The following is a 12,242-nucleotide window of genomic DNA, read 5'->3' on the forward strand; positions in this document are numbered from 1 at the left end:
ACCGATGATGCGCGCGACACGATGGATGTTGACCCTGCTGCTGGCTGCTCTGGCGCCGATGGCGATGGCGGCCGCTCCCACCATTGCCGGTGAACGTCATGGCGTGACAACGCTGAACAGCGCAGCGATCCGCGATGGTGCTCGGCGCGACGTACTGCGCTTCACCGTGTGGTACCCGGCAATGCCAGGCAGCGAAGAAATGCCGCTGACCATCGGGCCACCGGATGCGCCGCTGTTCGAGGTGGGGCGCGCGGCGAAGGATGCCCCCATTGCCGGCGGGCGGCTGCCAACCCTGTTGCTGTCGCATGGCAATGGCGGCACCGCGCGCATGATGGGGTGGCTGGGCACCGCGCTGGCGCGGTCTGGCTACCTGGTGATCGCCGTGGACCACCCCGGCAACAACGGCGCCGATGAGATGACGCTGGCCGGCAGCGTGCTGACCTGGCTGCGCGCCGACGACCTGAAGGCGGCGCTGGCGGCCGTGCAGGCCGACCCGCAGCTGGGGCCACATGTTGATGCGTCGCGGCTGGGCGTGGTGGGCTATTCCGCCGGTGGCTTCACCGCACTGCTCAGCGCCGGCGCACGGCCGGACATGACGCGGCTGCTGGCGTTCTGCCAGGCGCACCCGGACGACGGCGTGTGCAGGCCGCAGCAGGAAGCGGCCGCGCATACGATGGCGGCGCGTCTTGCTGCGGCGGCGTCACCGCAACTGCAACCGTACGTGCAACATGCACAGGATGATCGTTCGATTGCCGGCGTTCGCGCGGTGTTCGTGCTGGCGCCCGCCATCGTGCAGGCGTTTGCACCGGAGCAGCTGAAGGCGTTGCGGCAGCCGGTGATGATCGTGCTGGGTTCAGCGGATGAAGTGGCGCCGCCGGCGACCAACGGTGATGTGGCGGCGGCACTGATTCCGAAAGCAACGCTGCACGCGCTGCCCGGTGTCGGCCACTACGATTTTCTGTCTGCGTGCACGCCGCTGGCAGATGAGCGGCTGCAGGCGCTGTGCATGACTGCGGTACCGAAGGAGCAGACGCATGCGGTGGCGGTGGAAGATGCAGTGCGCTTCTTCGGGGAAGCCTTGCGCTGAAGACAGTCGAGCACGGATCGATGCCAGGGCTGGCAACAACGATTCGTTGCACAGGTGATGACGCGGCGCAAAGGTGCACGGGACTACACTGCCCCCAGCGTTCCACGGAGGATCGATCATGCGCCTGTTGCATCTTTCTCTGCCGGTATCCGATGTTGCCAGCGTCGCCGCGTACTTCCGCGACGTGCTGCAGCTGGAGATGGTCGGCGACCAGGTCCGCATTGGCTGGAGCACGATCCAGCTGCAACCGGCGAATGGCCGTCCGGTAGGCGGGGTGCACCTGGCCTTCAATGTGCCGGACAACCGCTTCGCCGACGCCATGAGCTGGCTGCGTGCACGCACGCCGTTGCAATGCAATCCGCAAGGACTGGATTACTTCGCACTGGAAAGCAGCTGGCAGTCGCAGTCGGTGTATTTCACCGGACCCGATGGCCTGATCCTGGAACTGATCGGCCGCAGGCGCTTGCCGGCCAGCGACCGCAGTGGCGCCTTCCATGGCAGCGAACTGGCCTGCCTGAGCGAGGTTGGCCTGCCCAGCCATGATGTCGATGCGGTGCGCGAACAAGCCAGCCAACGCTTCGGCCTGCGGCCGATCAGCCCGCCGTCACCCCAGTTCGCGCCGATGGGCGATGACGAGGGCCTGCTGATCGTGGTCGCTGCCGATCGCCGTTGGTTCCCCGAGCAGAGGGACCTGCCCAATGCGCAGGGACTGCAGTTGCAGGTGGGTGATGTGAGCGGCAGCGGTGAACTGCACGATGCCGCGCTGGGCTGGCGGGTACAGGCGGCCTGAGCTACCAGCTGCCCGAGGCGCCACCGCCTCCGCTGCGGCCGCCACCACCGGACCAGTCGCTGGAACTGCTCGAGGACGAACTGGACGAGGAGCTGCTGGACGAGGAGCGGTAGCCTCTGGACGACCTCCGGCCGCCGCGGGCTTTTTCGCCGGGCAGCAGAGTGAACACCCAGATGAAGTACAGGAACAGCGTGCCCATGCTGGACACGATCGTCGCCAGCACGCGGGCGTTCTCGTCGCCGGCACGGTCGATGGCCAGCAGCGCGCCCAGCGCATAGCCACCGCTCAGCAGCACCAGCACCACCAGGCGGATGGCGAAGCTGTTGCGGTTCTTCCGCCAACGCGCGCGGCCGGCCTGCACCAGGAAGAACACCAACATGGCGGCGATGCCGACCGCCAGGTTCAGCAGCGTGTGCAGCGCAAGGCTGGGCGGCAACTGGCCGCGCACCAGCATCACCGCGAAGAAGCCGGTGCTGACGGCCAGCATGCCGTACAGCACGATGCGTACTCCGCCGCTGCGATGCCAGCACCAGCCCAGCAGGGCTGCCACCGGCACGGCGGGCAGCAGCACGAAGAACAACGCAGGCAGCACGGGGCGCGGCAGCAGCAGCGCCGCAGAAAGCCCCCCCGCAGCGATCACCGCCGTCACCAGCAACGGTCTGCCCCAGGCAGGCAATGTCGGCCACGTTGACCTGGGCATCGCCGCATTGGCTGCCAGTGCCTTGCGCCGCCGCTCGCGGCGGCTACCGGTGAAATCAGCTTCGGTCCTCGGCACCAGCAGACGCGGTGGTGATCGCCACAGACCCGCCAGGAAGCCCGCCAGCAACGTCAGCGCGACGACTGAATCCCCCTTGCGCCAGTCCGCGGGCAACACGTTGCGTGCCGACGTATCTTCCCAGGGCGGCAGTTGCTCGCCGTCGATCAGCGTCACCAGCACGTTGGTGCCGTCCAGCACGCCCTGGTCCAGGTCTCCCTCGCGCAGCTGCGGCACGATCGCCTTGTCGATGATGCGCGCGGCATAGGCATCGGGAATGGTGCCTTCCAGGCCATAGCCGGTCTGGATGCGTACACGCCGATCCTGCACCGCCACCAGCAGCAGCACGCCATCATCGACGCCGGCGCGGCCCAGCTGCCATTGGTCGAAGACCCGCTGCGCATAGGCTTCGATGCCTTCCTCGCCAACGCTGGGCACCACCAGCACCTGCAGTTGCGCGCCCTTGCGTGCCTGCAGCTGCAATGCCTGCTCGCGCAGCGCGGCGCGGGTGCTGGCGGACAGCGCATTGGCGGTGTCCACCACCGGGTCATTCAACGCTGGGACCGGGGCTGCCGCCAGCGCCAGCAGCGGCAGCAGGCAGAGCAGCAGTGCAAGCCATGCCCACGGCTTGGCAACGCGCGCCTGCAGCACCGGGCTCATGTGCCCTGCCCAGCCTCTATCAGCGCATACAGCGCCTGCAGCCGGGCAGCGTTCTGCGCGAACACCTGCAGGTCTGCGTCGACCAGTGCCGGCCAATCCGGTGCGTGTCCCAGCAACTGCGCCACCTGTTCCTGCGGTGCGCGGTCAAAGCCCTCGCCCAGCACGGTCAGATAGCGCTGGCGGAAGCCCTCCGGGTCCTGCTGGTCCTGCACATACAGCTGCACCGCCAGCAGACCGGCGTAGAGGTAGTTGACCAGGTACTGCGGGTCCTCATACATCAGTCGCTTGCTGATCCAGGTACTGCGCAGCTGCGGGTAACGTTGCGGTTGCTGGCCATAGCGCGCCAGCACCTGGCCGGTGAGCGCATCCAGATCATCGGCGGTACCCAGGGTGTCGCCCGCCACGCCCTGGTAGATCGACTGCTCCAGCTGCGCTTCCTCGGAGGAGGTGAACAGCTGCATCACCATGTCATCCAGCAGCGATTTCAGGTAGTACGCCTTGGCGCGCGGATCCTGTGCCTGCTGGTACAGCTGATCACGGAAGCGCAGTTCGTTGTAGATGGCGAAGGCCTCGGTCATCCACGCACTGCCATTGAGATGCAATGGCGAGGCATGCCCGTGCAGCATCCACTGCCCATGCATGGCGTGACCTGCTTCATGGGCGATCTCCACGTCGCTCTCCAGCTCCCCGCTGCGCAGCCCCACGAACAGCAGCGCCGGCGTGTCCGGTGCGAACACATGGAATGCGTCCTGGCTGCGGCTGCCCAGTTCTGTGGCCAGGTCCATGCGCTTGTGTGCAGGGTCCAGCAGCGCGCGCAGTTCGGCGACATACTGCGGCCCCAGGTGCTGCATGGCGTCGGCGGCGGTATCGCGCAGCTGCTCCAGCGTCAGCACCGGTGGCGTATAGCCGGCATCCGGTACGGTGGTATCCCAGATCTGCGGCGACGTGATGCCGCTGCGCCCGGCATGCTGCAGCAGCATGTCCTGGTAGGCACGACGGTCTTCCGCGTGGCGCTCGATCGCCGCCAGCGTCGCGTCGACGGTCGCCGCATCCATGCCCATGCGGCGGTAGCCACGTGCGGTGGCCGAGCCATCTCCCTGCAGGCGCGCGGCGGCGTCATTCACCTGCACCAGGCCCAGCAGCACTGAAGCCATCGGCTCGCGGCGCGACTGCAGGCCCTGCCAGTATCCCTTCCAGCCGGCCTCACGCAGCGCACGTTCGGAGTGCTGGGCCAGCGCCTGCTTGTCGGCGCCGGTATCCCAGCTGCGGCCAGCCCCCTCGACGCGTGGAAATGCGGCGCTGTGGAAAATCTGCCGATGCAGGCGCGCGAAGGTATCCAGCGCCGGGTCGGCCAGCGTATCCACGGCGTCATCCAGCTGCGCATTGGCCGGCGCCGCACCTTCCTGCAGCGCACGGTCGCGCAGGAACCGGTAGGGCGCCAACCAGGGTGCATCCGCCGGTGCCTCACGCAGAGCGGCCCTGCCAGCGCGGGCGATACGGCCGCACAGCCCCATCACCTGGTCCAGCGCCTGCGCCGGGCGACGATCGCGTGCGTTGCGGGCAGCCTGCAGATGCAGATACGCATGGTGGCGTACGCACTGTGCCTGCAACGCTTCGGCCTGGCGGAAGCGCGTGGCCGGCGCGCTCGCCGTGGCGCCCTGCAACGCCTCAACGCGCTGGCCCAGGGCAATGCGTGCCGTCTGTTCGGCGGCGGCGCTGGGAAAGTAGGCGCGATCGTCAGCGTGCAGCGATTGCGCGTGGGCGACGAGGGACGTGGTCATCGCCCACAGCGTGGCGATGACCAAGGTAACGGTGGTGGTGCGCATCCTGCGGGCCTGCATCGGCGTCTCCGTGCCTTGAACGTGCTTGGAGCCTAGCAGCCGCCGACGGTGCGCGCCTGCCCCGATCTGGCCTCAGATCGACTCGTCTTCGCGCTTGACCAGCGTCCAGCACGGCTTCTGCGCGAAGGTATAGGTCTGCTGGTCGCTGCTGTCCGGTGTACGGATCTGCACCTGCATCTGCCCGTCAGCCACGGCCGTCACCTGCATCTGCCGGCCCTGCCCGGCCAACCCTGCCGGATCAGGCATCACCGGCCATTCGACATCGGCCAGTGCCAGCGGGCGTTGTACGGTGCGCGGCTCAGGCTCGGCGCCGGCGTCGACGTAGCTGTCCAGCAGCGGATCGGCCGTGGCCTTTTCCTGCAGGGTGATCTCGTTGCCGAAGTGCTTCAGGAAAGTATCGAACGCGGCATGGGGGCACGCTGCGGTCGCTACTGCGGGTGCGGGCGCCGGTTCCACCGCCGTCGCTGTGCTGGCAAGTGCCGCTGCAGGCGCCGGGGCTTCAGCCGGCGCGGGCTGCGGCGCAGGCGTGCAGGCGGACAACACAAGGCCAAGGACGGGTGCCAACAGCACAGGGGAACGGCGGGGCTTCATGGGATCGTCCTGATTCCGGTTCGGTCGCGCCATCCTACCCTGCCGCCTACAATCGCGGTTTTCCTGCTGTCCGAGATGCCCATGCGCCGCCTTCTGCTCCTGATCGGCCTGCTGCTGCCTGCCCTGTGGCCAGCCATGGCGATGGGCGTCGACGTCCGCGACGGCGACCTGCTGTTCGTCACCGCCGGCCATGGCGGCCTGAGTGCGGCCATCGACGATGCGACCGGAAAACAAGGCGCGCCGAGTTTCGACCATGTCGCGCTGGTGGCTTCCGCACCGCAGGGCTGGGAGGTGCTGCACGCCGATGAGAAAGGCTCGCGCCGGCAGACGCTGGAACAGTTCCGCGAGGACGCGAAAGGCAAGCAGCGGCAGATCGTGGTCTATCGCCTGCGTGCGCCGCCGGACAATGCCATCGCCGATGCCGTCGCCACCGCGCGCACCATGCTGGGCAAACCATACAATACTGCCTACGTGTTGGACGACGACAGCTACTACTGCTCGGATTTCATCGAGCGCGCGTTCCGTGCGCACCATGTGTTCGCACTGCAGCCGATGAACTTCCGCAACCCGCAGACCGGTGAGATCTCCCGGCACTGGGTTGATCTGTATCGCGGCATGGGCATGGAGGTGCCGCAGGGCCTGCCCGGTACCAACCCCAACGACATGGCTGCAGCACCGGTGCTGCAGCGGATCGGCGTGCTGGAATAAGCGAAGCCCCGCGCGGGGCGGGGCTTCGTCGGTGATGGATGGCGGCTGCCAGGATCACTCTTCCTCGTCCTGCCCGCCCTGCTGCTGGTTCTGGTTGCGCTTCTGCTGTTCCTGCTGCTGTTGCTGCTGCTGGTCGCGGCCGCGCCCCTGCTGCTGATCCTGCTGGTTCTGCTGGCCCTGCTGCTTCTGGTTCGGGTTCTGGTTCTGCTGTGCCATGTCCGATCTCCAAATGCCACGCGCGGAATGCGGTGGACGGGGCCATCGTCGGCAGCGATGGGTTAACCATGCGTTGTGAGCGGGCTACACCCATGTGTACGTGCGTGAATGAACCGGCGCCAGCCCTTGCGGCACAAGCGACTGAAGGATTCATGCGGGTTTGGCATGTCGTCATGCTGCAGCCGGAAACGAACGCATTCAGCGTGCCTGCCCGCCGCGGCGCGCGCAGCGGCGGCCTAAGCCCATGGTCCCATTTGCAGCATGCAGGGCCGCCGCCTATCGTCGGAATGACGTCACCCCGGAGATGCGCATGGCCCGCGACACTGCAGCACGCCCCAGCTACGAACAGGCACTGGCCGATTTCAGCATCGAGCGCGGACAGCGACAGTTGCACGGTGACCTGCAGACCGGCATCAACGCCTGCGTGGAGTGCTGCGACCGCCACTGCGGCCGCAATGCGCTGGCGCTGCGCTGGGTGGACGCCCACGGTGCCCTGCATCGGTACACCTTCGAGGACCTGCGCGATGCCTCTGCGCGTGTTGCCCAGGTGCTGGCCGCGCAGGGCATCGGCAAGGGCGATGTGGTGGCCGGCCTGCTGCCGCGTACACCGGACCTGCTGGCGACCATCCTCGGCACCTGGCGGGTGGGTGCGATCTACCAGCCGCTGTTCACTGCGTTCGGCCCCAAGGCCATCGAAACACGGTTGAAAACCGGGCGCACCGCATTGGTGGTGACCGACAGCGCAAACCGCAGCAAGCTGGACGAGGTCGATGGCTGCCCGCCGGTCGCCACCCTCCTGGCACCGGAGCAGACACTACGTGTCGGCGACATCGACTGGACCGCACGCACCGCCGATGCCACACCTGATTTCGCGCCGGTGATGCTGCGCGGCGATGCGCTGATGGCACTGCTGTCCACCTCCGGCACCACCGGCAGCCCCAAGGGCGTGCCGGTGCCGCTGCGCGCGTTGCTGGCCTTTGCCAGTTACATGCAGTTGGCCGTGGACCTGCGCCCAGAGGACGTGTTCTGGAACATCGCCGATCCCGGCTGGGCCTATGGGCTGTATTACGCCGTGATCGGCCCGCTGCTGCTGGGCCAGGCCACCACCTTCAGCGAAGCCGGTTTCAGCGTGCAGGGGCTGAACGACATCGTCGCGCGGCTGGGTGTCACCAATCTTGCCGGCTCGCCCACAGCGTACCGGCAGATCATCGCCGCCGGGCCCGAGGCCAGTGCGGCCATCAACGGCAAGCTGCGGGTGGTGAGCAGCGCCGGCGAACCGCTGAACCCGGAGATCGCCCGTTGGTTCGCCGCCCATCTGGGCACCACGGTGCTCGACCACTACGGCCAGACCGAGACCGGCATGGTGGTCAACAACCACCACGCACTGGACCACGCCGTGCGGCCGGGATCCTCGGGCTTTGCGATGCCCGGTTACCGCGTGGCGGTACTGGATGATGCCGGCAACGAACTGCCGCCGCGCACGCCCGGCATCCTCGCCGTGGACCTGCGACAGTCGCCGATCATGTGGTTCACCGGCTACTACGGTGCCGACACACCGGCGCTGGGCGATCGCTACTACCTCACCGGTGATTCGGTGGAATGCGAGGACGACGGCTCGATCAGTTTCATCGGCCGCTCGGACGACCTGATCACCTCGTCGGGCTATCGCATCGGTCCATTCGATGTGGAGAGCGTGCTGATGGAACACCCTGCGGTGGCGGAAACGGCGGTGATCGGCGTACCCGATCCAGAGCGCACCGAGATCGTCAAAGCGTTCGTGATCCTGCGCGCTGGGTTCAGCGGCAGCGACACGCTGGCGCAGGAACTGCAGCAGCATGTGCGACGCAGGCTGTCCGCCCATGCGTACCCGCGCCAGGTGGAATTCGTGGCGGAACTTCCGAAGACGCCCAGCGGCAAGCTGCAGCGCTTCCTGCTGCGCAAGGCCGAGATCGAAAAACGGGCGCCGGCCTGAAGGGCAAGGGGTCCGATCACCTCCTGCGGAAGGGATCGGACCCGGTGGATCAAGGCATCACCGGCGGCACGTAGGCCAGGGTCATGCCCAGCAGCCACAGCAACCCCAGCACCAGCGGGATGTGCACCAGCAGCTGGATGAACGTGAAGCCGACGATGTCGCGGGCCTTCAGGCCGAGCACGCCCAGCAGTGGCAGCATCCAGAACGGATTGATCAGGTTCGGCAGCGCTTCGGCCGCGTTGTAGACCTGCACCGCCCAGCCCAGGTGCGCCTTCAGCTCGTTCGCGGCTTGCATGACGTAGGGCGCTTCGATGATCCACTTGCCGCCACCGGACGGTACGAAGAAGCCCAGCACCGCCGAGTACACACCCATCACCAGCGCGAACGTATCGGTGCTGGCCACGTGCACGAACAGGCTCGACAGCCGGTGCGCCAGCGTCTCACCGTCGCCACCGGCAGCGTGGGTGAGGATCATCGCGATGCCGCCGTACAGCGGGAACTGGATCAGCACACCGGTGGTGCTCGGTACCGCCTTGGCCACCGCGTTGAGGAAGCTGCGCGGGCGCCAGTGCAGCAGCAGGCCCAGCGAGATGAACATGAAGTTGTAGGTGTTGAGGTTGGCGATCGCGCTGACCAGCGGCTTGTTGGCGAATTCGTTGAACAGCCAGCCGAAGGCCAGCAGCGAAAGCAGCACGGTCAACAACGGGCTGTACTCAAGCCACTCGCCCGGACGGGTGCGGCGCTGCAGCGGCTCCGGTTCGGCCTGCGCCGCGCCGGGGAAATCTTCGGCGGTACGCGCACTGCCGGCGGCCGGCGCGGTCAGCCAGGCGATCAGCAGCGAAACCACGATCAACACCGAGGTCAGCGCGATCGACTGCCACAGGAAGATGGTTTCGGTGAACGGCAGTACGCCGGTGATCTCCACCAGCCCCGGCGGCATGCTGGCCGGGTTGGCCTGCAGCTGTGCCGCCGACGAACTCAGGCCCATCGCCCACACCGCGCCCAGGCCCAGGTAGGCCGAGGCACCGGCAGCCCGATAGTCCATGCGCAGCTCGGTGCGGCGGGCCAGCGCGCGCACCAGCAGGCCGCCGAACACCAGCGAGAAGCCCCAACTGAGCAGCGAGGCCAGCATGCTGACCAGGCCGACGTACACCACGGCACCACGACCGGTGCGTGGCACCCGGGCCAGGTAGTCGATGAAGCGCGCGACCACCGGTGCAGTGGCTACCGCATAACCACCGATGACCACGAAGGCCATCTGCATGGTGAAGGGAATCAGGCTCCAGAAGCCGTCGCCGAAGGCGCTGGCGGTGGCCTGCGGAGTGGCGCCGAAGCCCATCGCCGCCAGCGCGACGATGACCACGCCGAGCACCGCGAATACGTACGCATCGGGGAACCACTTTTCCGCCCAGGCGGCCGAGCGCAGCGCGGCGCGCGCCATCCAGCCGTCCTGTACTGCTGCCGTCGAGGCCATCACCTACCCTCCCAGGTTCGATGACCTGATTCTGGGCGGTGGGGTGCGGGCTGTCAGCCACCTATTGGTCGTAGGTGGCCGCCCGCCGGGCATGGCCCGGCGCTACCGGTTCGGCCCAGGATTCCGACCCGTGCACATGCCGCGGGGTAGCGCCGGGCCATGCCCAGCGGCCTTCTCAACGCAGCGCCAGATCCACCGCGATACCGGCAAACAGCGCGGCACCCACCCAGTTGTTGTGCAGGAAGGCCTTGAAGCACGGCCCACGCTCGCGGTTGCGGCAGATCCAGAACTCGTACACCACCAGCAGCGTCGCCACCGCTACACCGGCCAGGTAGTACCCACCCAGCCCGCCGCGCACGCCCACCAGCGCCATCGTGGCCAGGAACAGCGCGTACAGCACGCCCTGGATGACCAGGTCCAGATCGCCGAACAGGATCGCAGTGGAGTGCGACCCCATCTTCAGGTCGTCTTCGCGGTCGACCATGGCGTACCAGGTGTCGTAGGCGGTGGACCACAGGATGTTGCCGGCATACAGCAGCCAGCCCAGCATCGGCACCTCGCCCTGCACGGCGGCGAAGGCCATGGGAATGCCCCAGCCGAAGGACATGCCCAGGTAGACCTGCGGCAGATGGGTGTAGCGCTTCAGGTAGGGATAGCTGGCCGCCAGGAACACGCCGATGAAGCTCAGGGCGATGGTCAGGCCGTTCAGGGTCAGCACCAGGCCGAAGGCCACCAGCATCAGCACCGCGAACAGCACCAGCGCCGCCCGGCCGCTGATCGCACCGGTCGCCAGCGGTCGCGCCTTGGTGCGCTCCACGTGCGGGTCGAGCCAGCGGTCGGCGTAGTCGTTGATGACGCAACCGGCCGAGCGGGTCAGCCACACGCCAGCGGTGAAAACGAACAGGGTCCACAGCGGCGGCAGGCCGCCAGCGGCCAGCCACAACGCCCACCAGGTGGGCCACAGCAGCAGCAGCGTGCCGATCGGGCGATCGGCGCGCATCAGGGACCAGTAATGCCGCCAACGCGGCGTCGGCGCCGGATGCGGCGCGGAAAGGGGGGTATCAGCCATGACACTAGGATACTCCTGTGCCTTCGGACCGACTTTGCCGGCGGGGGGAGATTTGTGCGGCGAAACTGGATAGAATGCCCATCCCGCACCGCCTCATTGCGTTGCGATGCCCGCCCCGGCCCTGGCCGACGGCGCGGCGGTTCCACCACGCGCTCGTAGCTCAGCCGGATAGAGTAGTGGCTTCCGAAGCCATTGGTCGGGGGTTCGAATCCCTCCGGGCGCGCCATCTTCCCCTCCCCCGAAGGCTACCCGCAGAACGCTTCGGCGGGCGCACGTTGGCTTGGCAGGTCGATTGCTCGCTCGTCCGGCCAGTCACACGACTCCATGCAGCGCCCGCAGCATCGGATCCTTCTCGATCAGGTTCATCCGGAACAACTGCGCGCATCCCGCGACCAGTTTCCTTCCAGCCTGCGCCACGACACCACATCCACCCGGGGCAGCTTCCGCTCCAGGTAGTAAACGCGGCTGCCATCACCCGAAAAGTGCCCGTCCAACAACCGCCAGCGCGCGCGATCCACCCCGGGCAGCGGCTTCCCGTCGCAGTAGACGTTGCTGTCATCGAAGGCGTACAGCGGCTCCTGTTGCACCCCTTGCAGCAGGTCGCCACGCCGACAGTGCTTCATCCGCCGGCCGCAGTACCAGCCGCCCTGGTCATCGGCCCCATAGCCGCCGCCGAGATCGCGGAACGTCGTGCAATCTGCCTCGGCCAGCGCCTTCAGCGAGGTCTCGTGCTCGAAGTAGACGGCGCGGTTGTCCAGCCAGTACGCGCCACATTGGCGAAAGCTTTCGCGGTCGATGGCGGTCAGCCGGGTCCACGCGTGGTAGACCGCATGCGCGTCGCGGCCGATGAAATAGTGAGCTGGATTGAACTCGAAACTTGCTGCATCGGCCCTGCGCAGCAATCGGCCCTGGTGGAAGACCTGGCCCTGGTGGATGCGCCAGAACTCGATGCCATACGGACCGATGAACCGCTGGTGCGGCAGGTCGCTGATCTTCTGCCATGCCATGGTCTGGGGCTCCGCCGGTGATGGGGGCCCTAGTGTAGGCGGTAGGAGAAGCAGCCGAGCATGGCTCGGCTCC

The 12,242-nt window shown here is 67.4% G+C and carries 11 protein-coding genes and 1 tRNA gene; 5 read left to right on the forward strand and 7 right to left on the reverse strand.

All coding sequences use genetic code 11. The features are described 5' to 3' along the window. The first annotated feature begins 7 nt into the window (after positions 1-7). Positions 8-1,087: an alpha/beta fold hydrolase gene (locus LMF57_RS18955; protein WP_208082283.1), complete on the forward strand. Its 1,080-nt coding sequence runs from the start codon at positions 8-10 to the stop codon at positions 1,085-1,087. A 118-nt stretch (positions 1,088-1,205) separates the two neighbouring features. Next, the gene (locus LMF57_RS18960; RefSeq protein ID WP_208082284.1) at positions 1,206-1,877 is read left to right on the forward strand and encodes a VOC family protein; all 672 of its coding nucleotides are present in this window, start codon (positions 1,206-1,208) and stop codon (positions 1,875-1,877) included. Position 1,878: 1 nt separating this feature from the next. Here LMF57_RS18960 and LMF57_RS18965 read toward each other — a convergent pair whose 3' ends face one another. The 3 genes from LMF57_RS18965 to LMF57_RS18975 form a co-directional block, all read right to left on the reverse strand. Beyond that, a complete protein-coding gene (locus tag LMF57_RS18965; protein ID WP_229290404.1) occupies positions 1,879-3,291 on the reverse strand; it encodes a TPM domain-containing protein in 1,413 nt (470 codons plus the stop codon). Beyond that, positions 3,288-5,072: a M3 family metallopeptidase gene (locus LMF57_RS18970; RefSeq protein ID WP_229291411.1), complete on the reverse strand. Its 1,785-nt coding sequence runs from the start codon at positions 5,070-5,072 to the stop codon at positions 3,288-3,290. Before LMF57_RS18970 ends, LMF57_RS18965 begins: the two co-directional genes overlap by 4 nt. Before the next feature lie 132 nt (positions 5,073-5,204). Beyond that, a complete protein-coding gene (locus LMF57_RS18975) occupies positions 5,205-5,723 on the reverse strand; it encodes a hypothetical protein (protein WP_229290405.1) in 519 nt (172 codons plus the stop codon). An 81-nt stretch (positions 5,724-5,804) separates the two neighbouring features. On the opposite strand from LMF57_RS18975, the gene LMF57_RS18980 reads away from it, so the two are divergent. Next, on the forward strand, positions 5,805-6,431 hold the full coding sequence (locus tag LMF57_RS18980; RefSeq protein ID WP_117311996.1) for a YiiX/YebB-like N1pC/P60 family cysteine hydrolase: 627 nt from the start codon (positions 5,805-5,807) through the stop codon (positions 6,429-6,431). Between the two features lie 54 nt (positions 6,432-6,485). On the opposite strand, the gene LMF57_RS18985 is transcribed toward LMF57_RS18980, so the two are convergent. After that, entirely contained in the window at positions 6,486-6,647 is a 162-nt protein-coding gene (locus tag LMF57_RS18985) for a hypothetical protein (RefSeq protein ID WP_164745118.1), read from the reverse strand. Positions 6,648-6,957: 310 nt separating this feature from the next. Here LMF57_RS18985 and LMF57_RS18990 point away from each other — a divergent pair, with 310 nt between their 5' ends. Beyond that, positions 6,958-8,619 (forward strand): AMP-binding protein, encoded by a 1,662-nt coding sequence (locus LMF57_RS18990; protein ID WP_229290406.1) that lies wholly within the window; start codon positions 6,958-6,960, stop codon positions 8,617-8,619. A gap of 49 nt (positions 8,620-8,668) precedes the next feature. On the opposite strand, the gene LMF57_RS18995 is transcribed toward LMF57_RS18990, so the two are convergent. Both LMF57_RS18995 and ubiA read right to left on the reverse strand, forming a co-directional pair. Then, positions 8,669-10,093 carry a TIGR00366 family protein gene (locus tag LMF57_RS18995; protein WP_177177048.1) on the reverse strand — a complete coding sequence of 475 codons (1,425 nt, stop codon included), beginning with the start codon at positions 10,091-10,093 and terminating at the stop codon, positions 8,669-8,671. A 175-nt stretch (positions 10,094-10,268) separates the two neighbouring features. Beyond that, entirely contained in the window at positions 10,269-11,162 is an 894-nt protein-coding gene (gene ubiA, locus LMF57_RS19000) for a 4-hydroxybenzoate octaprenyltransferase (protein ID WP_025877458.1), read from the reverse strand. Positions 11,163-11,311: 149 nt separating this feature from the next. Here ubiA and LMF57_RS19005 point away from each other — a divergent pair. Beyond that, a tRNA-Arg gene (locus tag LMF57_RS19005) sits at positions 11,312-11,388 on the forward strand. A 136-nt stretch (positions 11,389-11,524) separates the two neighbouring features. Here LMF57_RS19005 and LMF57_RS19010 read toward each other — a convergent pair. Continuing rightward, positions 11,525-12,169, reverse strand: a complete 645-nt coding sequence (locus tag LMF57_RS19010; RefSeq protein WP_229290407.1) for a DKNYY domain-containing protein — start codon at positions 12,167-12,169, stop codon at positions 11,525-11,527. Between the last annotated feature and the right edge of the window lie 73 nt (positions 12,170-12,242).

The organism is Stenotrophomonas sp. SI-NJAU-1 (assembly GCF_020883215.1).
Classification (GTDB): domain Bacteria; phylum Pseudomonadota; class Gammaproteobacteria; order Xanthomonadales; family Xanthomonadaceae; genus Stenotrophomonas; species Stenotrophomonas indicatrix.

Coding starts and splice junctions, on each gene's coding strand:
- LMF57_RS18965 (WP_229290404.1), bottom strand. CDS start 3,291: ATGAGCCCGGTGCTGCAGGCGCGCGTTGCCAAGCCGTGGGCATGGCTT.
- ubiA (WP_025877458.1), bottom strand. CDS start 11,162: ATGGCTGATACCCCCCTTTCCGCGCCGCATCCGGCGCCGACGCCGCGT.
- LMF57_RS19010 (WP_229290407.1), bottom strand. CDS start 12,169: ATGGCATGGCAGAAGATCAGCGACCTGCCGCACCAGCGGTTCATCGGT.
- LMF57_RS18975 (WP_229290405.1), bottom strand. CDS start 5,723: ATGAAGCCCCGCCGTTCCCCTGTGCTGTTGGCACCCGTCCTTGGCCTT.
- LMF57_RS18955 (WP_208082283.1), top strand. CDS start 8: ATGCGCGCGACACGATGGATGTTGACCCTGCTGCTGGCTGCTCTGGCG.
- LMF57_RS18985 (WP_164745118.1), bottom strand. CDS start 6,647: ATGGCACAGCAGAACCAGAACCCGAACCAGAAGCAGCAGGGCCAGCAG.
- LMF57_RS18970 (WP_229291411.1), bottom strand. CDS start 5,072: ATGACCACGTCCCTCGTCGCCCACGCGCAATCGCTGCACGCTGACGAT.
- LMF57_RS18990 (WP_229290406.1), top strand. CDS start 6,958: ATGGCCCGCGACACTGCAGCACGCCCCAGCTACGAACAGGCACTGGCC.
- LMF57_RS18960 (WP_208082284.1), top strand. CDS start 1,206: ATGCGCCTGTTGCATCTTTCTCTGCCGGTATCCGATGTTGCCAGCGTC.
- LMF57_RS18995 (WP_177177048.1), bottom strand. CDS start 10,093: ATGGCCTCGACGGCAGCAGTACAGGACGGCTGGATGGCGCGCGCCGCG.
- LMF57_RS18980 (WP_117311996.1), top strand. CDS start 5,805: ATGCGCCGCCTTCTGCTCCTGATCGGCCTGCTGCTGCCTGCCCTGTGG.